Source organism: Chromobacterium sp. S0633, assembly GCF_024158805.1.
In the GTDB taxonomy this organism is placed as follows: Bacteria; Pseudomonadota; Gammaproteobacteria; order Burkholderiales; family Chromobacteriaceae; genus Chromobacterium.
In genome coordinates this window covers 39,701-59,536 of the sequence record NZ_JAMZGH010000003.1, presented here as the reverse complement: position 1 = coordinate 59,536, position 19,836 = coordinate 39,701, and the positions used below count along the sequence as shown (strand labels likewise).

The following is a 19,836-nucleotide window of genomic DNA, read 5'->3' as shown; positions in this document are numbered from 1 at the left end:
AAGCCTCGCCAATGCAAAAGCCCCCGATACCGGGGGCTTTTCTCATCCAGCGCCGACTACGCTCACAGGCTGAGCCGCGCCATCAGATTATCGAACAAATCGTCGGCCAGCTTGGCATAGCCCTGCTGCGAGAAATGCACCATGTCCGGCCGCGCCAGCTGCTGAGCCTGCCAGCGCTTCATGCTGCAAGGCCCGCCCATCGCCTGCTCCCAATCCCAATACAGCACATGGCTGTCGCGCGCGACTTTCTGCTGGATGCGCTTGACCGCCGCCAATTGCAGCGGACGGCCCGGCGAGCACTCCTTGCTGGCCGCGCCGCGCTTGCGCGCGGCGTCCTGCGCGCCCAGCATCAGGATGGCCGCCTGCGGCAGATCGCGGCGCACGGTGTTGATCGCCGCCTGCAGATTGAGCTGGTACTCGATCAGGTCCAACCTATCGTCAAAGGCCTCGTTGACGCCGTAGGCCAGGATCACCAGGTCGCTGTTGCGCTCCGCCAGCTGAGCGCTCCAGCTCTTGCCCCAGCGCTGCCAGATCGACAGCTGGGCGCCGTTGCTGCCTATGCTGTCCAGCACCACGCCGGGCGCCAGCCGCTCCAGCTCGACGCCGCCCAGCTCCACCGCCGGCAGCGCGCCGGCGCGCACCACAAAGGGGAAGTACAGCTTCTGCTCCACCGTCTGCCAGCCCCTGCCCGCCTCCGGCGGATTCAGTTTGCGGCTGCCGTGGCCGTCATCCACTTCCAGCGCGCCGGCGCCGTCCTGAGCCGCCCGCACACGGAAGCGCGCGCGCCACAGGCCATCCAGCGGATTGCGCGGCAGTACGCTGATGGCGGCGCCCGGCCGCTGCGCCTGAGCGATATAACCGCCCAGCGGGAAGTCCGGATCGCCGTCTTTGCGGCTATTGATCAGCGTCCAGCCCTCGCTGCGCGCCATCACCAGCGCATGACGCTGGCCCGGCACCGCCATCGGCGGCGTCCAGCCGATGCCGGCGTCGCCGAACTTGGCCTGGAAGCGCTCCCGCAGCGTGCCGGTCAGATAGTCTGCCGCGGTATGCGAATCCCCCAGCTGGGTGACGCGCACCGGCTGCACGGCGGTGGAAATCGCCTTCAGCCGCGACGCCAGCCTCGCCAGATTGATCTCGCCGAAATCCTGCACCGGCGCGGCCAGCGCCGATGCCGCCACCAGCCAGCAGGCCAATGCCCCGCTGATTCTCAACTTCATTCAAACCTCAATTCTGCCAACACGCGCCGCGCCAGCAAGACCTGGCCCTGACGGGTGAAATGAATACCATCGGCGGTGCGCACCGCCACTTCGCCCTGATCGGGCAAGGTCATGAACTTGGTGAACGTCTCGTCCTCGCTGCCCAAGGCCTCGCGGGTGGACAGATAGCGCTGACCCGCGCCTTCCACTTCCTCGCGGAAGACGCCGTTAATGTACTGCACGCCGCGATTGAGCTTGTCCTTGCCCATATTCGGCGCGCCCAGCCACAGCAATTGCGTCCCATGCTTGCGGGCCGAAGCCAGGATGGCGCGGATGCGTTCGCGGTAGCGCTGTTCCCACTCCTCGGAGGCGAAACGGATGTAGCGGCTGCCGCCCACCATGTCCCAAGTATCGTTGGCGCCCAGGAAGACCACCACCAGACCGGTGTCGGGATTGGCCGCCAACTGCCGTTCTATCGTGTCCGGCCAGTTGAAGAAATCCGGATAGGTCAGACCGGTGCTCTGCTTGCTGAGATCCAGCGCCTTGATCTGGTGCAGCTTGAACAAGGGGCGCAGCAAATGCGGCGCCACGCCCTGCATCATGGAGTCCCCGGCCAGCAACACCTTCTGTCCCGGACGCAGCAAGATGCGGGCGTCCTTGGGCGCCGCTTGCTGCGGCGGGGCCGACGGCGGCCGCGGCATCGGGGCCGCGTTCGGCAAGGCCGCCGTTGCCGTTGTCTGCGCCGCCGCCGGCTCCGCCAGCGCGCTTGCCGGCGGCAATGCCGGCCTCAGGCAGCAGGCGTTGAAATAGGCGATCATCTCGTCGTCCCAACGATCCAGCCGGCTCAGCAGCCCTCGGCTCTGATCGCGAAACTCCCGCCCCAGTTCCGCGCCCAAACGCCAGACGCTCAGCTCGGACAAGGCTTCCAGCTGGCTGGGACGGTGAAAGGTCTGCCGCCAATAGGCGTTGATCGAGCTCTGCTCGATCCAGCACAGCAGCAGCATGCTGCTGCCTAGGATGGCCAGGGCCTGGCGGATGGCGGAACGGGCGATCATTTGACGCTTGCCTCAATGCGGTAAGGAATGAAACGCGCGGCGGCGGATGCGCAGCCGCGCCGGCACGACTAAAACACGGTTAAAACTGGTAATAGATAAAACCCGGAATGCCCGGCGGCGACACCACGATGATCAGCAAGGCGCAGCCGGCCAGCAAGCTGGGCTTGCCCCACCACGGCAGGCGACCCAGTTGGGCGATCCCGCGTTCGCAAACCGCGCCCAGATGAGGCTGCGCGACAAACGCCGCCGCGCTCAGCGCCAGAAAGCCCGGCGCGTTCAGCGTCAATTCCTGGCCGGTGCCGGCCATGGCCTCCAAAAAGCTCCAGGCGTCCTCCAGCGACGCGGCGCGGAAAAACACCCAGGCCAGGCAAACGTAATGGAAGGTCAGCAGCCGCGCCAGCCAGGCACAGCGCCGCGTCAGCGCTTCCTTGCCCAACAGCCGGTCCCCCAGGTTCAAACCCACCACGCCCAGACCGTGCATGCCGCCCCACACCAGGTATTTCAGGCTGGCGCCGTGCCACAGGCCGGACAGCAGCATCGCGGCCAGCAAATTGAGCTGGGCGCGGGCAAAGCCCAGCCGGTTGCCGCCCAAGGGGATATAGACGTAGTCGCGAATCCAGCTGGACAGCGACATATGCCAGCGCCGCCAGAAGTCGCGCAGATTGTGCGCCAGGTAGGGCGCGTCGAAATTGCGCGGCAACTGGATGCCCAGCAATAAGGCCAGGGCGGTGACCAGATCGGTGTAGCCGGAGAAATCCAGATAGATCTGGAAGGCGTAGGCGTAGAAAGCCGCCCAGACCTCCAGCGCATGATAGGTTTCCGGCGCGCTGAACACCGGGTCCACCCAGGCGCTGGCCAGCCAGCCGGCCAGCCACAGTTTCTTGGCCAGGGCCAGCACAATCAGACCCAGCGCGCGATCCAGTTGCAGGATGTGGCGACGCGCGCCGCTGCGCAGCTGCTCCAGCAGACCGGTGGCGCGACAAATCGGCCCGGCCAACAAGGTGGGAAAGAACGCCAGGAACAAACCCAGCTCCCTGGCCCGGGCGAAACGCAATTCGCCGCGATACAGGGACACCAGATAACTGACCGATTGAAAGGTGTAAAAGGAGATGCCCACCGGCATCAGGAAATCCACCGCCGGCAATATCGCGGCGATACCCAACGCATGCAGCCCCGCTTGCGCGCTTTCGCGGAAGAAATCGAAGTATTTGAATATCGCCAGATTGCCCACCGCCATCAGCAAACCCGCGCGCAACCAACGCTTGGGCCGGACGGAATCAAGCATCCGCGACGATATCAGGGTCAATAACAGGGTATAAACGGCAAGAATCAGCGCAAATCGCCAATCAAGCTTGGCATAAAAGGCGTAACTGCCCAATAACAGCAAACCATTCTGCCAATCCGTGCGCTTGCGGCACAGCCAATACAGGGCGAAAAAGGCGAGGAATGCCAGCGCGAACTCAATGGAAAGGTAACTCATACAAATAAAAAAACGGCTCTGGCAAGAGCCGCGATTATGACAGCCATAGGGCCTGGCTGACTATGGCTTGTCGATATTTTATTTACGGCGGCGCAGCCGCCCATACTCTTTAGGCGGTGATTTCGCGATAAGCCGAACACGGCAGGGAGAATAAGGCCTGGTCCCCCAAACGCATCGCGGTCAGGCTGCCGCCCCACAAACAACCGGAATCAATCGCCACCACGTCGTCGGTGATATGCACGCCCAGCGCCGACCAATGGCCGCAGATAATCGGCATCTCGCCCTGCCAGCGCCCCGGCGCCTCGAACCAGGGCGTCAGCCCGGCCGGCGCGTTCTCCAGCTCGCCCTTGTAATTCAGATCCATCTCGCCGTCGCGGTTCAAGAAACGCATCCGGGTCATCGCGTTGACGATCACGCGCAGACGGTCGGAGCCCCGCAGCTCCTCGTTCCAGCGCGTCGGCCGGTTGCCGTACAACCGAGACAGGAATTCGCGGTGCTTGGGGCCGGACAAGCCGGCCTCCACTTCCTCCGCCAGATCCAGCGCGCGGTCTATGCTCCACTCCGGCAGCAGGCCGGCGTGCACCATCGCGTAGCCGTGGCCGGCTATCATCATAGGCTGGCAGCGCAACCAGTCCAGCAGCACCTTGCCATCGGCGGCGTTGAGAATGTCCAGCACCGTATCGCTGCGATGCAGCTTGCCGAAACCCTCCGCCACCGCCAGCAAATGCAGATCGTGGTTGCCCAGCACGATCTCCACCTGATCCTGATGCTGGAACACCCAGCGCAGCACTTCCAGCGATTGCGGCCCGCGATTGACCAAGTCTCCCGTCAGCCACAGGGTATCCTTGCCGGGATTGAAATCGATTTGCCGCAGCAACTGCTGAAACGGCTGGAAACACCCTTGAATGTCGCCAATAGCGTAGATGGCCATATGCACCTCATAAGTGGCGGATCGATCTGAGACGTCATCCGCGGATAGCGCCATGATACCGCATGCTACAATGCACTGGCTGAGTTACCGATTTACTGCGCCCCGCCGGGCCCCTTCCCCCATACCGCCATGTCCGCTCCCTTGCTCAATCCGCCGCAGCGCGCGGCGATCCAGTATCTTGACGGCCCCTTGCTGGTGCTTGCCGGCGCCGGCTCCGGCAAAACCCGGGTCATCACCTTCAAGATTTCGCACCTGATCCGCGAAGGCGGCATCAATGCGCGCAATATCGCCGCCATCACCTTCACCAACAAGGCCGCGCGCGAGATGCTGGAACGAGTGGGCAAGCTGATGACGCCGGCGGAGATCCGCGGCATCACCGTCTCCACCTTCCATTCGCTGGGCATGCAGATCCTGCGTCAGGAAGCGCCGCACCTCGGCTATAAGCCCCAGTTCTCCATCCTGGACGCCTTCGACGCCGGCAAGATCATCTCCGACATCCTGAAGACCACCTCCAAGGATGAGGTGCGCAAGGTGCAGAGCCAGATCTCGCTGTGGAAAAACGACCTGAAAACGCCAGACCAGATGCTGCTGGAAGCCCAGGGCGCATGGGAAAGCGTCTGCACCTCCACTTACGTCGCCTATCAGGACACCTTGAGCGCCTACCAGGCGATGGACTTCGACGACCTGATCCGCCTGCCGGTGCAGCTGTTCCAAAGCAATGAAGACGTGCTGCAGAAGTGGCAGAACAAGCTGCGCTACCTGCTGATAGACGAATACCAGGACACCAATACCTGCCAGTACCAGCTGGTCAAACTGCTGACCGGCTTGCGCGGCATGTTCACCGCGGTGGGCGACGACGACCAGTCCATCTACGCCTGGCGCGGCGCCAATATGGAAAACCTGCGCTTGCTGCAAAGCGACTTCCCCAAGCTCAAGATCATCAAGCTGGAGCAAAACTACCGCTCCACCGCCCGCATCCTGCGCGCGGCCAACTCGGTGATCTCCAACAATCCCAAGCTGTTCGAGAAACAGCTGTGGAGCGAGCTGGGCCTGGGCGAACCCATCCACGTGGTTCAGTGCAAGGATGAAGAGCACGAGGCGGAAACCGTGGTGCAAAGGCTGCTGGCGCACAAGTTCGAATACCGCACCGAGTTCAAGGACTACGCCATCCTCTATCGCGGCAACTATCAGGCGCGCATCTTCGAACAAGCCTTGCGCAATCAGCGCATCCCCTACCAGATGGCCGGCGGCCAAAGCTTTTTCGACAAGCCGGAAATCAAGGACATGCTGGCCTATATGCGCTTGATCGCCAATCCCGACGACGATCCGGCCTTCATTCGCGCGCTGACCACGCCCAAGCGCGGCGTCGGCGCCGCCACGCTGGAACGGCTGGGCGCCTGGGCCGGCGAACGCGGCAAAAGCCTGTTCGCCAGCGCCCATGAGGAAGGCTTCCGCCTGCAAGTGCAAAAGGCCCAGCTGGAACCGCTGGAGCAGTTCTGCGACTTCATCGCCAATCTGCAATACCGCGCCACCCGCGAGGACGGCGGCCCGCTGGCGATGGAGATGATGCAGGCCATAGGCTACGAGGCTTGGCTTTACGATAGCGAGGACAGCCCGCGCATCGCCGAAACCAAGTGGAAAAATATCCTGGAAATGGTGAGCTGGCTCAGCCGCAAGGGCGAGGACAGCGGCAAAAATCTGGTGGAGCTGACCCAGACCATCGCGCTGATCACCATGCTGGAAGGACGCGAGGAAGGCGAGGTGGACGCGGTTAAAATGTCCACGCTGCACGCGTCCAAGGGTCTGGAGTACCCGTATGTCTTCCTGGTCGGCACCGAGGAAGGCATCCTGCCGCACAGCGAATCCGTCGACAACGGCATGGTGGAGGAAGAACGCCGGCTGATGTACGTCGGCATCACCCGCGCCCAGCGCATGCTGACGCTGACCTATTGCGTCAAACGCAAGCGCGCCGGCGAATGGCAGTTCGTCGAGCCCTCGCGCTTCATCGCCGAGATCAACGGCGACGATCTGCGCCACTTCGGCAAACCCGGCGCCGAGCCCATCGTCAGCAAGACCGAGGGCAAATCGCGGCTGGCCAGCCTCAGCGCAATGCTGGCCAATAAGGAAAAGCCGGCCGAATCCTGAAAAGCCGAGCAAGCCCTGCCCGCGTGGAGAATAGCGCGCGGCGTCCGCCGCTTCGGCATGCCCAGATGACCATGGCCATCTCGCGCTCTCAGTCGCTTGCCTTGTCGCGCGCAGGCTCGCCAGGCTTTGAACAGGCGCTGAGCACCCGCCCCAAGCCGCGAGAACTTTCGCCTGCGACGCCGGTCCATCCTGGCTGGCGCGACGCGCAAAAGAAAATGGCGCCAGCGGCGCCATATGAAGAATGAGGAACATCTCTGGGTGAAGCGAAAGTGGAAAGCCACTGAATCCCCACACCAAGCCGCGAAGCGCCTGACGCTTCACGACCTAAACAGATGGACTCATCATGCACCATGCGCCCCGCCAGGGCACCTGTCCCTTGTTACAGCGGGGTTTTGTTGACATAGCACATTGCCATTTCATCCGGTCAAAATTTTCCCAAAAACATAGAAACCCCCGCTTTTTGGCGATAAAAAACGCCTTGCAACCGTGCAAGGCGTTTTTTGCTGCGTTGATCCGCGGCTTATTTGGAATTATTCACCATGTACTCGACCGCGGAGCGGAACTCGGCGTCGCTGCCGGTATAACCGCCTTTGGCCGGCATCGCGTTCAAGCCCTTGATGCCGATCTTGACCACTTCGTCCAGACCCGGCTTCAGACGTTCGGCCCAGGCCGCCTTGTCGCCGAACTTCGGCGCGCCGGCGATGCCGGCCGCGTGGCAGGCCATGCACACGCTGTCGTAGATTTTCTTGCCCACCACGGCCGGGTCCGCCGCCGCGGCCGCGCCGCCTGCGCCGCCCACCGGCGGTTCGGTGAACTTTCCGCCCGCGGAGTTGCCCATATAGGCTACCGCGCGCTTCACTTCGTCATCGCTCAGGTCGGTGGCGCCGCCCTTGGCCGGCATCGCGTTGAAGCCCTGCAGCGCGTGCTGGGTCAGCGTGTCCCAGCCCTTGGCGATGCGCGACCCCCAGGTGGCGGTGTCGCCGAACTTGGGCGCGCCGGCCAGGCCGGTGCCGTGACAGGAAATACAGATGCCTTTATATACCTGTTCGCCAGTGCGCATGCCCGGAGGCGCGTCGCTGGCCTTGGCTTCGCCGACCGGTTTCAGGCGAGACGCAATGGCCTCCTTGGTCATTACTTCGGCATCCACGTTGTAACCGCTGGTAGCCAACTTGGCCAAAAGCCAGATTGCCACTACAAGAAAGACAACGACGCCAACCAGCACTTTGATGACCTGGCCGGGAGCCATTCCGTTCTCATTACTCATTACGAGCCTCGCCTGGAATTAATGACATTTAAAATAGGATAATTATACGGTAAGCCTGAAGGCAAGGCAAAACCATACACTGGACTCGGGTAAGGAAGTTGCGCTATGATGCGGGCCTGCCTCAAAGCAAGCACAGCGCACCCGTAGCTCAGTTGGATAGAGTGTCAGTTTCCGAAGCTGAAGGTCACAGGTTCGATCCCTGTCGGGTGCGCCACAACATCTCAGTATTTTCCGTTTTTCCGCTTTTTCCCATTATTTTTCCGCGACGTGCGCCGAAACCGCGTTTTCGTCTAAACGCGTCCTGCGTCGCCGCAGCCGTCTTCCCGTCTCCGCAATGAAAAAAGCGGGCCGCTTGCGCGTCCCGCTCTCTCGCCTTGGCCTTGGCTCGGCCTCAGGCCAGCGTCGCCACCGGCTCCGCTGCGTCGTCGTCCTCTTCGCCGAGGAAGCCCCCGCTCTGATGCGCCCACAGCCGCGAGTACAGGCCGCCCTTGGCCAGCAGGCTGCGGTGGTCGCCCTCTTCCACGATGCGCCCCTTGTCCAGCACGATCAAGCGGTCCATCGCCGCGATGGTGGACAGCCGGTGGGCGATGGCCACCACGGTCTTGCCCTCCATCAGCCGATACAGACTGCGCTGAATCGCCGCTTCCACTTCCGAATCCAGCGCGCTGGTGGCTTCGTCCAGCAGCAGGATGGGCGCGTCCTTCAACATCACCCTGGCGATGGCGATGCGCTGGCGCTGGCCGCCGGACAGCTTGACCCCGCGTTCGCCGACATGAGCGTCGTAGCTGACGCGTCCCTTGGGATCGGTCAAGGTCAGGATGAAGTCGTGCGCCTCCGCGCGGCGTGCGGCGGCTTCCATCGCGGCGTCGTCGGCGTCCGGCCTGCCGTAAAGCAGGTTGTCGCGCACCGAGCGGTGCAGCAGCGAGGTGTCCTGCGTCACCATGCCCACCTGGGCGCGCAGGCTGTCCTGCGTCACCCGCGCGATATCCTGGCCGTCGATCAGAATGCGGCCGCCGTCCAGATCGTAAAAGCGCAGCAAGAGATTGACGATGGTGGATTTGCCCGCGCCGGAGCGGCCGACCAGGCCGATCTTTTCGCCCGGGCGTATCGTCAGCGACAGCTGTTCGATCACGCTCTTGCTGCCGCCGTAGCTGAAATCCACCTGATCGAAACGGATCTCGCCCTGCTTCACCGCCAAGGGCTTGGCGTCGGCGCTGTCATTGACCAGCACCGGGCGCGATAGGGTGGCGATGCCGTCCTGCACCGTGCCCACTTGTTCGAACAGCGAAGCCATCTCCCACATGATCCAGTGCGAGATGCCGTTCAGGCGCAGCGCCATCGCGGTGGCCGCCGCCACCGCGCCGACGCCGACTTCGCCCATGCTCCACAGCCACAAGGTGGCGCCGGCGGTGCTGGCGATCAACAACATGCTCAGGCTGTGGTTGATGATTTCGAAACCGCTGATCAAACGCATCTGGCGATAGGCGGTGGCCAGGAATTCCTGCATCGCGCCGCGGGCGAAGCCGGCCTCGCGCTGGGCGTGCGAGAACAGCTTCACCGTGGCGATATTGGTGTAGGCGTCGGTGATGCGGCCGGTCATCAGGCTGCGCGCGTCGGCCTGGGCGGTGGCGGCCTGGCCCAGACGCGGCACGAAGAAGTACAGCGTGGCCACGTACAAGGCCAGCCAGGCCAGGAAGGGCCACAGCAGACGGCTGTCGAAACTGCCGACCACGGCGATCATGGTGACGAAGTAAATCACCACGAACACAAGGATGTCGGCGACGATCATCACCGTTTCCCGCACCGCGATCGCGGTCTGCATCACCTTGGCGGAAACCCGCCCTGCGAATTCGTCCTGATAGAAATTCATGCTCTGCCGCAGCAGGTGGCGGTGAAAATTCCAGCGCAGCAGCATGGGGAAGTTGGCGGACAGGCCCTGGTATTTGATCAGCGCCTGCACGGCGATCAGCAAGGGACTGGCCAGCAGGATGCCCGCCAGCAGCAAGAGATTATGGCGTTGCGCGTCCCACAACAGCGCGGGCTTGACCGCGCTCAGCCAGTCCACGACGGAACCGAGCATGGAGAACAGCAAGGCCTCGAAGGCGCCGATGCCGGCGGTCAGCAAAATGACGGCCGCAATCAGGCCGCGCAGACCGCGGGTACAGAACCACAAAAATGGGAAAAAGCCCTTGGGAGGTTGGGCCGGAGACGTGTCGGGATACGGATGGATCCGCTTTTCGAACCAGTTGAACAAAGATCGCTCCAGTGCAGAGGCCGCCTCTTGAGCCGCGCCTGCTTTGGGTTTAATGGGAAGTAGGACAATAGCCAAGCGCTGAAAATCGCGCAATGGAAAGTTGGCGTCAACCATGCCCGCATTTGTCATATTCAGCCAATAAGCGCGAACAGGGTTGATTTGTAGGCAACTACATTGGCTAAAACGCGACAGTCAGCACAACTCCTCGAGCTTTTCCGTCTTGCGGCTGCGCAGGTCCACCACGCGGTGAATCTCGATGCGCAGCTGGCCGCGATAAACGTTCCACATCACCAGCGCGGCCCGCCGCGCTTGTTCCTGGCTGGGATGCAGCGGCCCGCTGTCGTCAACGCCGAACTGCTCCGAGATCAGTTTCAAACGATACATCCCCCTTGCGCCCCCCAAGGCCGCGGCGTCCGCTTTCACCGCCGGCAAAAAGTGAGAAACTCGCCATGCCGATGTTTCCTTGATTTCGCCAAAAACAAACCATTGACATAATTTTACGCGAAGCAAGCGCCGTTTCGCGGACGGCGGCGCTTAACGACACGAGTATTTGACGCGGGAAACAGCGCGGGCCAAGGGCCCTTGGCATTTATTGACGGATTTTTCCGCTCTTGAGAATGATTCTACCCATTACCGGCGGCATCAGGCAAAGATTCCTGAATTAATTCACGCAGATGTAATATAAACGGATAGAACAATAGCGAGAGAGCCGCGCCGGCCACTGTGAAGAGCGTCCCGGCGCGGCAAGGGAATCAGCAGGAGGTCAAGGCGTGCACATCGCTGCGCTGAGGGTGGCGGATGCGCGCCAAGGCGGCGTCTATCGTCGGGGTGCGCTCTCCCCAATAGCCGTGGCGCGCCAGACAATCGCTGGCGACCAGGGCCGCGTCTATCATGAAGCGCTCTTCCAACAGCAGGCGTTCCACTTCGGCGAACGGCGTCAGGATGTGCTCTGCCACCTCGCCGTCCTGGTTACAGGGCGTCTCCCCCGCGTCCAGCCACAGATCGAAAGCGTAAATCCATTCGCGGTGCAGGCCGCGCTGCACCGGACGCTCGGCCAGCAGCAAGCTGGATTGCGGCAAATCCCGCACCTGCTCGCGGCGCACGCCGGCTTCTTCCCACCCCTCGCGCTCCAACGCCAGTTCTATGGTTTCGCCGGCGGCGACGCCGCCGCCGACCAGGTTGTCCATACGATTGGGGTCCACCGCCTTGTGCGGGCTGCGGCGCCCCACCCACATCCGCACTTCGCCGGACGGCAAACGGGTCAGCCCGTTCAGGTGCACGGCGCGGCTGGTCAGGCCCAGCGGGCGGAAAGCGGCGCGTTCCAGTTCGAAATAAGGGGAGCCGTCGTGACGGAAGGCAGTGAAGTTTTCATTGCGCCAGCCATTGAGCCAGCCGGCTTGCTGCCAGCGCCGCGCCGCCTGCGCCAGCGCGTGGCTGATGCTGCGGTAGCTGCCGTCCAGCCGGCAATGCAGTTTCTGGTATTGCTCCTCGAACAGCTGCGATTCGCTGTTCAGCAAGCGTTCCTTCCACGCCGCGTTGACCCAGCCCAAGCGCTCTTTGCCGATATACAAAGGCGTGAATTGCTGACGATCAAAACGGGTGATCTTGTCGAGATAGGCCAGAACCGCATCCACTTGCATTGCCGACTCCGCTGCGATGTGTTTCGGGAAGGCTGCATCTTAGGATGCTTCTTGGGCTTTGACTATATCTGGCGTAACAGCCGGCAAATAAACAGATTATTTTGCGTTGGGATGTTGCGGAATTGTCTCGGCGGCCGCTTCGGCAAACCCTCCGCCCAGACAATTTAACGACTTTGTCATTTCAATTTATCAGCCAGCCCCGAGTAACGCTGCGGCGCCGCGACGGCCGCCTGTTCCCACACCGGCTGCGCGCCGGACACGAGGAAGCGCTCCCGCGCCCGGGTGATCGCGGTATACACCAGCGCCCGGTTCAGCAAGGGCCCCGCCGCTTCCGGCAGCTGCAGACAGACCTCGCCGAACTCGGACCCCTGGCTTTTGTGCACTGTCATCGCGTACACGGTGTCGTGCTGCGGCAGCCGGCCGGGGGCGAATTCGCGCCAGCCGCCGTCGTCGCCGGGAAAGGCCACGCGCAAGCCGGCCTCGCGCTGCACCGTGAAGCCGATGTCGCCGTTGAACAGGCCCAGGCCGTAATCGTTCTCGCTGATCATCACCGGCCGCCCCGGATACCAGTCGCGGCCGGCCGGCTTGTCGCCGTCGGCCTCCAGTTGCCGCTCCACGCGCAGATTGAAGGCCTCCACCTGCCGCCGTTCCGCCGCCAGCAGCATGAAGCCGGCGAAAGCCTGCTGCCGCTCGGCCAGCGGCGCGTCCGCGCGCACCGCCCGCCAATACGGCCGCCAGCGCGCCAGCACCTCCGCCGCCTCCAAGGCCGGCACCGCTTCCACATCGCCCCACTCCGGGTCCTGCAGCACCGCCCAACTGCCGACGCCGTCGCCCGCGTTCACCCGCCGCGCCAGTTCGCCGATGCCGGAATCGGCGCCGAAACGATGGCTGTGGGTCAGCAGCGCCACGCAATCGGTGAGCTTGCCGCCCGCGCCCGGCGTCGACGGCAGGGTTTCGCCGCAGTTCGCCCGCAGCCAGTCCAGAGTATCCGGACGGTAATGGATGTCGGCGCACAAATCGCCCAGCACCGCGCCGGCGTCCACCGAGGCCAGCTGATCGCGGTCGCCCAGCAGAATCAGCCGCGCCTGCGACGGCAAAGCCTCCACCATGCGCGCCATCAAGGACAGGTCTATCATCGACGCCTCGTCCACCACCAGCACGTCCAGCGGCAAAGGATTGCCGGCGTGATGGCGCGGCGCCGCCGCGCCCGGGCGCAAGCCCAGCAAGCGGTGCAGCGTCTGCGCCTGCTGCGGCAATTGCCGCAGCGTATCCTCGGCCAGGTCCAGCCGCGCGCGCGCGCCGCGCACCGACTCCGACAGCCGCGCGGCGGCCTTGCCGGTGGGCGCCGCCATCGCCATCACCAGCGGCCGCGGCGACAGGCCGGCGAGCAAGGCCAGCAGCTTGAGCACGGTGGTGGTCTTGCCGGTGCCCGGACCGCCGGAAATGATCATCAGGCGCTGACGCGCCGCCAGGGCCGCCGCCAGCTTCTGCCGGTCCGGACCCGCCGCGGACGCCGCGCCGAACAAAGCCTCCAGCAAAGGGCGCAAGCGCGCGCCGTCCGGAGCCGGTCCCGGCTCGGCCAGCGCGGCCAGGCGCTCGGCCAGCCGCGCTTCGTCGAACCAGTGGCGGGCGAAATACAGCCGGCCGGCGGCGTCCAGGATCAGGGGCGCGTAGTCGCCGGGGCGGCCGACCAGCGCGCTGGCCTGCAAGGCCTTGCGCTCAGGACGCTGCGCCAGCGGCAGGCAGACGTGGCCGGCCTGATTGGCGCTGGCCAGCTCGTGGATCAACGCCAACGCGGCCTCGTCCACGCCGGGATCGAGACGGGCGAACAAGTGGGCGAGTTCGGCGGGCAACAGGGCTTGCTGGACAGACATGGCTTGGAATCCGGATGCTTTGCGCTCCGCGACGCGGAGCCGGAATGGGGAGACTCGAAGCGCTTCAGCGCAATTTGCCGCTATCTTGCAGCTGCTGAATCGCCTTGTCCAATTGCGGCAACAGTTGCCGATATTGCGGATGCAGGCGCAGCATCACCGACACGCTGCCCACGACGTCGCCCGCCGCGCAGGGCTGCGCCTCCGGCGCGCGGTTCAGCAGCAAGTCCAGCTGACGCTGGCTCAAGACGATGGCCTGCATGCTGCCCTGGCGCAGACCGCTGATCAGATCGCTTTCGCTGGCGGCCTCCACCCGCTTGAATTGCCCGCTGGCGAAACCGGCTTCCAGCACGGGGTAGCTGCGCCCCTGCAGCACGCCCAGACTCAGGCCGCTGAGGCTGGCCGGCGCCGCGCCCTTGCGCCGCTTGCCGGGAGCGAAGCACAGCCGCAGCGTCTGCACGTCGATGGGCCGGGTGTAGAAGCCGGCCACCGGCGACAGCGCGCGCCAGGACGGATTGACGCCCACTTCCACGTCCACCTTGCCCACCTCGAACAATTGCTGCAGCCGCGACGACGGATAGTACTCCAGCTCGAAGCGGACGCCGCTGTGCCGGCCGATCAGCTCCAGCGCGGCGCGGTACTGGGTGGCCAGCGCGCCGTCCTGGGCGCTGTACAAAGGGCCGAAGCTGTCGTTGGCCACGCCGGCGCGCAAGCCGGGCGCGGCCGCGGCCGGCATCGCCAGCAGCAAGGCGATCAGCCGGACGCCGCGCTCAAGCAAGCCGGGCTTCCAGCGCATCGCAAATGGTTTTGAGAATTTTGATGCGGACATAGTATTTATTATTGGCCTCCACCAGCGTCCACGGCACCTTGCTGGTGCTGGTGCGGTCCACCATATCGCTGACGGCCAGCTTGTAGGCGTCCCATTTGTCGCGGTTGCGCCAGTCTTCCTCCGTGATCTTGAAGCGCTTGAAGCCGGTTTCCTCGCGGCCCTTGAAACGCGCCATCTGTTCGTCCTTGCTGATGGCCAGCCAGAATTTGACGATGACGGCGCCGTTTTCGCTCAGCTGATGCTCGAAATCGTTGATTTCGTAATAGGCGCGCATCCAGTCCGCCTCCTTGGCGAAGCCCTCCACCCGTTCCACCAGCACCCGGCCGTACCAGGTGCGGTCGAAAATGGTGATGCCGCCCTTGCCCGGCATATGACGCCAGAAGCGCCACAGCCAGGGCTTGGCCTTTTCTTCCTGGGTGGGCGCGGCGATGGGCACCACCCGGTAGCGCCGCGCGTCCAGCGCCTGGGTGATGCGGCGTATGCTGCCGCCCTTGCCGGCGGCGTCGTTGCCTTCGAAAGCCAGCACCAGCGAATGCTGGGCGAAGCGCGGGTGACGGGTCAGCCGGTGCAGCCGGCCTTGCAGTTTTTCCAGCTCGGCCTTGTATTCGGCCTTGTCCATGGGCTGGTCCAGTTGCAGGGTGTCCAGCAACAGCTTGTTGTCTATCGGCGCCAGCAGCGGCGGCGCGTCTATCAATTCGGCCTGCGACCCCTGCGCCTGCGCCAGCCGGTTGCGGATGGCGTTGAGCAGGGTGTTGCCCACGGTCAGGCTGCGGTAATTGGCGTCCTCGCCGTCCACCACCACCCAGGGCGCGGCGGCGGTATTGGTCAGCCGCAGGATGTGCTCGGCGGATTTGCGTATCTTGTCGTAGCGCTCGTAATGCTCCCAGTCGGTCTTGGTCACGCGCCAACTGCTGGCCGGATCTTTTTCCATCTGCTTGAGCCGCTTGTGCTGCTGCTCCCGGGTCAGGTGGAACCAGAACTTCAGCACCAGCGCGCCGTCCATGGTCAGCATGCGTTCGAAGCGCAGGATGTCGAAGATCTGCTTGTCCAGCGCGTCGCGGTCGCTGCGGGCGAACACCCGGTCGAACAGGGCGTCGGAGTAATAGGAGCCGAAGAACATGCCGATGCGGCCCTTGGCCGGCAGCTGCATCCAGTAACGCCACATCCAGGGCCGGGCGCGGGCGTCGTCGTTGGCTTCGGCGAAGGCCACGGTGTCGATCAGGCGCGGGTCCAGCCATTCATTGATCAGATTCATGGTTTCGCCGCGGCCGGCGCCGTCGAAGCCGTGAATCAGGATCAGCACCGGAAAATCGGCTTTCTCCTTCAAATCGTATTGCAGGTCCAGCAAGGCCTCGCGCAATTTGGGCATGGCTTCCCGGAATGTCTTTTTATCGATGCTATGGCCGATTTCGGCGGATTCGAACATGATGCGTCCTTGTTATTGTCGGCCCGCGCCCGGCGCCACTCTCCCCTTCCGGCCGCGTTCCACTTCAGATAGTTCAGCTTAGTCCCATGACCGCGGCTTGCGCACTCCGCATTCCTACGCATGCCCGGCGAACCATTGGTCCAGCGCCTCCAGCAAGGCCGGCGCGGGCTGATCGCTCCAGATCCCGCAAGCGTCGGCGCCGACGCCGCGCAGATAGAGATAACGCACGCCGCCGAAGCGGGCGGCGAAGTCCACGCCTCGCGCGCTGAAATAGCGCCGCAGGGCCACGCAGTAAATCAGGTATTGCAGATAATAATGTTCTTGGGCGATGGATTCCGCCAGCCGCTCGGCGCGATAGTCTTCGCGCCGCCCGCCCAGGTGGTTGGATTTATAGTCCACCAGATAAATGCGCCCGTCGGACTCGAACACCAGGTCCATGAAACCCTTGAGAAAACCGCGCACGGTGGAAAAGTCCAGTTGCGCCGCCGCCGCGCGCAAGGGCGCGGCCAGGCCGTGTTCCGGCGCGGACAGGATGGCGGCCAGCTTAGCCACCTCCAGCCTGGGCGCCGGCAGCATGAACTCCATCTCCACCAGCCGCTTGCCGTCCGGCACCTCGGCCAGTCTCACCCCCGGATCCAGTTCCGCGTTCAGCGTGGCCGCCACCATCTCGCAGCCGGCGTCGGCCCACTCCGGCGTGAAGCCGTGCTTGGCCAAGGCCCGCTCCACCGCCTGACGCAGGCCGGCGTCGTCCACGCCGAAGCTGATGGTTTCAAAAATCTCGTGCAGGCAGGTGCCGGCCTTGGCCCCGCGCGGAAAACCGAAACGATCCAGGGCCGGCGGCTCCGGCGCTTCCGCCGCCGCCGCGGGCTGGCCCGCGTCGTGGTCCGGGCTCTCCTGCCATTTGCCGGCCGCCTGCGCGTGGGTCAGCGAGGTGAAGCTGGCCACCCGCCACGGCGCGGCCAGCCGGCGCGTGAACGCTTGAGCCTGATAATCCCGCCCCGTTTCGCGCCGCGCGGCCAAGGCCGGCCGCACGCCGTCCTCCTCCAGCACCGCGCAAGCGCCTGCCGCGGCGGCGTTGGCCGTCGCCGCGAACGCCTCCAGCTCCCGCCTGAGCACGGCGTCGTCCAGTTCCAGCGTTTCCAGCTCCGGCAAGGCGCGCGCGTCGCGGCCGTGCAGCAGCCAGCTCAGCGCCGCCGTCTCCATGCCGCGCACCCAGCCCCAGCACAGGTATTGGCGATATTGCGCCCGGGTCAGCGCCACATAGAGCAGACGCAGTTTCTCCGCCAACAGTTCGCTGCGCGCCGCCAGTTTCACCTCGGCGTCTGCCGCGGCGTCCGGCGCCAGCCAGGATTGATCCTGAGCGTGGTAGCGCCAGAACGCGGCGTCGCGTCGCTCCAGCGCGCCTCCCCACAAAAAAGGACAGAAGGCCACCGGGTATTGCAGGCCCTTGGCGGTGTGGATGGTGACGATTTTGACCAGGGCCGCGTCGCTCTCCAGCCGCAGCACCGCCTCCTCTCCGCCCGGCGGCTGCGCCACCCGCGTTTCCAGCCAGCCCAGCAGCGGCGCCATGCCCTGGCGCTGATCGCTCTCTTGCTGAAGCAGTTCGGCCAGATGAGACAGATTGGTCAGCCTGCGTTCGCCGTCCGGCATCGGCAGCAGGCGTTCGGCCACCCGTTCCCGTGCGAAGAAATGCCGCCAGGCGGCCATGAAGCCGCGCTCCCGCCATAGCAGGTGGTCGGCGGCGTTGGCCTGCAGCTGCGCTTCCCAGCGCGCCTCGTCCTCCACCCGGGCCAGCAACTCTCCGGCGTCGACCCCGGCCAGCTCGGTCACCAGCGCCGCGCGCAGCCGCGCCTCGCTGGCCGGCTCCGCCCAGGCGCGCAGCAAGGCCAGCATCTCGCCGGCCTCGCGGCTGGCGAACACGCTCTCCTGGGTCAGCGCCACGCTGGCCACGCCGCGTTCGGCCAAGGACTGGCGCACCCGGTCTCCCTGACGATGGGTGGACACCAGCACGGCGATGTCGCCGCCGGCCAAGGGCCGGCGCGCCTCGCCGGCGACGATGGCGGCGCGGTCGACCGCGGCCAGCGCCAGCAGACGCGCGATCTCGTCGGCGCAGGCCTCGGCGGCCCCTTCGGCGGCGGCTTCTCCGCTGGCGGCCCTGCCCTCGGTCTCCGGTCTCAGCCATTGGAAGCAGAACGGCGGCCTGTCGTCGTCGATGTCCAGCCGCCCGCCGGAGGCCGGTTGCGCCGCCACCGGCTGATAGGCGATGCCCTCGATCAGAAACGGCAGTTCCCGCGCGAACAGCGCGTTGACGGTGCTGACCAGCGGGGCCTCGGAGCGACGGTTGGTGTCCAGCGTGTAATGATGTTGCGCGTCGTTACGCGCCGCCAGGTAGGCGAAGATGTCGGCGCCGCGGAAACTGTAGATCGCCTGCTTCGGATCCCCCACCAGGAAGACCGGCCGCCGCTGCGCGACGAAGCAATGTCGGAAGATGGAATACTGAATGGGGTCCGTGTCCTGGAATTCGTCGATCAAGGCCACCTGGAAGCTGCGCGCCACGTGGGCCGCCAGCAGCGGACCGCTGATCGGGTCGGTCAACGCCGCGCCCAGATCGGTCAACAGGTCGTCGAAACTGCGGCTGCGCTCCCCCACGCGGCGCGCGCTCAATTGTTCATTGGTCCAGGCGATCAGCTCCAGCTTGAGTTGCGCCACCGACAGCGCCACCTCTTCCATATAAGCGTCCCAGGCGCCCAGCCAGGCCTCCGTCAAGGCGAACAAGGGGTGCTCCGGCGCGGCGTGGCCTTTCTTCATGCCCTTGGCCAGCGAGGCCGGCAGCAGCTTGTCCAGCTGGCGGCGGCTCTCCTTGTCCAGCACCGGGGTGGTCTCCGGCGCGGCCAGCAGGCCGTCCAGGGCGCCGATGGCGCGTTCGATAATGGCCGGGCTGTAGCTGCGCGCGTTGAAGCCGACGGCGGCGCGCAGCAGATCGGCGGCCTCCGCCGCGCCTTCCGGCCGCGCCGCCAGCGCCCGCCAGCCCCGCTCCACCGCGAGCAAGGCGCGCTCCAGGCCGGCCACGTGCGGCGCGCGCATGCGCAGATAGGGCTTGGACAGATAGGGCCGGATGTCCGCCAGCCAGCCGTCCGGCGTTTCGCCGTTGTCCACCAGCACTTGGGCGAGCAAGGGATCGTCCACCACCCGCCGCCGCCAGAAGTCGTCGACGATTTCGATCAAGCGCTCCTCGTCGTCGCTGACCAGTTCGGCTTCGAAGGTCTGGCTGCTTTCAAAGGCGGCGTCGGTCAGCACCCGCTGGCAGAAGCCGTGGATGGTGTAGATGGCGGCGGCGTCGAAGCCGGTGATCGCGGCCTTGAGCCGCTGCGAGGCCTGCTCCCGCGCCGCGCCGGGCGGAAAACGCGCCGCCAGCGCCGACAGAAAGGGATCGCCGCCGGCCTCGCCTTCTCCGGCCAGCGTCTGCGCCAGCTCGCTCAAGCGCCGGCGCAGCCGTTCGCGCAGCTCCGCGGTGGCGGCCTTGGTATAGGTCACCACCAGCACTTGATCGACGGTGGGCGGCGGCTGACCGTCGCGCTCTTCCAGCAATAGCCGGGCGAACAGGGCCGCAATGGTCCAGGTTTTGCCGGTGCCGGCCGAGGCTTCGATCAGGTTGATGCCGCTCAGCGGGCAGTTCAGCGCGTCCAGCGCTTGGGGAAGCAGGCTCATGATGGCGACACTTTAATGCGATTCGGCCATTTAAACG

Annotated in this window: 13 protein-coding genes and 1 tRNA gene; 2 read left to right on the top strand and 12 right to left on the bottom strand. The window is 64.9% G+C overall.

The window, feature by feature from the left end:
• Positions 1–62: 62 nt before the first annotated feature.
• The 4 genes from NK214_RS02385 to NK214_RS02370 all read right to left on the bottom strand — a co-directional run bounded on the left by NK214_RS02385 (position 63) and on the right by NK214_RS02370 (position 4,662).
• Positions 63–1,217 carry an SGNH/GDSL hydrolase family protein gene (locus NK214_RS02385; protein WP_253313691.1) on the bottom strand — a complete coding sequence of 385 codons (1,155 nt, stop codon included), beginning with the start codon at positions 1,215–1,217 and terminating at the stop codon, positions 63–65.
• Positions 1,214–2,251 (bottom strand): SGNH family hydrolase, encoded by a 1,038-nt coding sequence (locus NK214_RS02380; RefSeq protein WP_253313690.1) that lies wholly within the window; start codon positions 2,249–2,251, stop codon positions 1,214–1,216. Before NK214_RS02380 ends, NK214_RS02385 begins: the two co-directional genes overlap by 4 nt.
• A 79-nt stretch (positions 2,252–2,330) precedes the next feature.
• Positions 2,331–3,536 carry an MBOAT family protein gene (locus NK214_RS02375; protein ID WP_253313689.1) on the bottom strand — a complete coding sequence of 402 codons (1,206 nt, stop codon included), beginning with the start codon at positions 3,534–3,536 and terminating at the stop codon, positions 2,331–2,333.
• Between the two features lie 304 nt (positions 3,537–3,840).
• Positions 3,841–4,662 (bottom strand): symmetrical bis(5'-nucleosyl)-tetraphosphatase, encoded by an 822-nt coding sequence (locus tag NK214_RS02370; RefSeq protein WP_107800637.1) that lies wholly within the window; start codon positions 4,660–4,662, stop codon positions 3,841–3,843.
• Between the two features lie 129 nt (positions 4,663–4,791).
• Between NK214_RS02370 and NK214_RS02365 the strand changes: the two genes are divergently transcribed.
• Positions 4,792–6,807 (top strand): UvrD-helicase domain-containing protein, encoded by a 2,016-nt coding sequence (locus NK214_RS02365; RefSeq protein WP_253313688.1) that lies wholly within the window; start codon positions 4,792–4,794, stop codon positions 6,805–6,807.
• Between the two features lie 520 nt (positions 6,808–7,327).
• Here the strand turns inward: NK214_RS02365 and NK214_RS02360 are convergent.
• Positions 7,328–7,939, bottom strand: coding sequence for a cytochrome c5 family protein (locus NK214_RS02360; protein WP_227105032.1), 612 nt, complete (start codon positions 7,937–7,939; stop codon positions 7,328–7,330).
• A 269-nt stretch (positions 7,940–8,208) separates the two neighbouring features.
• Between NK214_RS02360 and NK214_RS02355 the strand changes: the two genes are divergently transcribed.
• Positions 8,209–8,285 (top strand) — tRNA-Arg (locus tag NK214_RS02355).
• Positions 8,286–8,462: 177 nt separating this feature from the next.
• Here the strand turns inward: NK214_RS02355 and NK214_RS02350 are convergent.
• The 7 genes from NK214_RS02350 to recB all read right to left on the bottom strand — a co-directional run bounded on the left by NK214_RS02350 (position 8,463) and on the right by recB (position 19,799).
• Positions 8,463–10,325: an ABC transporter ATP-binding protein gene (locus tag NK214_RS02350; RefSeq protein ID WP_107800640.1), complete on the bottom strand. Its 1,863-nt coding sequence runs from the start codon at positions 10,323–10,325 to the stop codon at positions 8,463–8,465.
• 192 nt (positions 10,326–10,517) lie between these two features.
• Positions 10,518–10,700 (bottom strand): hypothetical protein, encoded by a 183-nt coding sequence (locus NK214_RS02345; RefSeq protein WP_158274340.1) that lies wholly within the window; start codon positions 10,698–10,700, stop codon positions 10,518–10,520.
• A 377-nt stretch (positions 10,701–11,077) separates the two neighbouring features.
• On the bottom strand, positions 11,078–11,965 hold the full coding sequence (locus NK214_RS02340) for a DUF4743 domain-containing protein (RefSeq protein ID WP_107800641.1): 888 nt from the start codon (positions 11,963–11,965) through the stop codon (positions 11,078–11,080).
• A 176-nt stretch (positions 11,966–12,141) separates the two neighbouring features.
• Positions 12,142–13,839 carry an exodeoxyribonuclease V subunit alpha gene (gene recD, locus NK214_RS02335; protein ID WP_227105036.1) on the bottom strand — a complete coding sequence of 566 codons (1,698 nt, stop codon included), beginning with the start codon at positions 13,837–13,839 and terminating at the stop codon, positions 12,142–12,144.
• Between the two features lie 64 nt (positions 13,840–13,903).
• On the bottom strand, positions 13,904–14,632 hold the full coding sequence (locus NK214_RS02330; protein ID WP_253313687.1) for an ABC transporter substrate-binding protein: 729 nt from the start codon (positions 14,630–14,632) through the stop codon (positions 13,904–13,906).
• Entirely contained in the window at positions 14,607–16,091 is a 1,485-nt protein-coding gene (pap, locus tag NK214_RS02325) for a polyphosphate:AMP phosphotransferase (RefSeq protein ID WP_253313686.1), read from the bottom strand. The genes NK214_RS02330 and pap overlap by 26 nt, the downstream gene beginning before the upstream one ends.
• Positions 16,092–16,205: 114 nt before the next feature.
• Positions 16,206–19,799, bottom strand: coding sequence for an exodeoxyribonuclease V subunit beta (gene recB / locus NK214_RS02320; protein ID WP_253313685.1), 3,594 nt, complete (start codon positions 19,797–19,799; stop codon positions 16,206–16,208).
• Positions 19,800–19,836 lie beyond the last annotated feature (37 nt).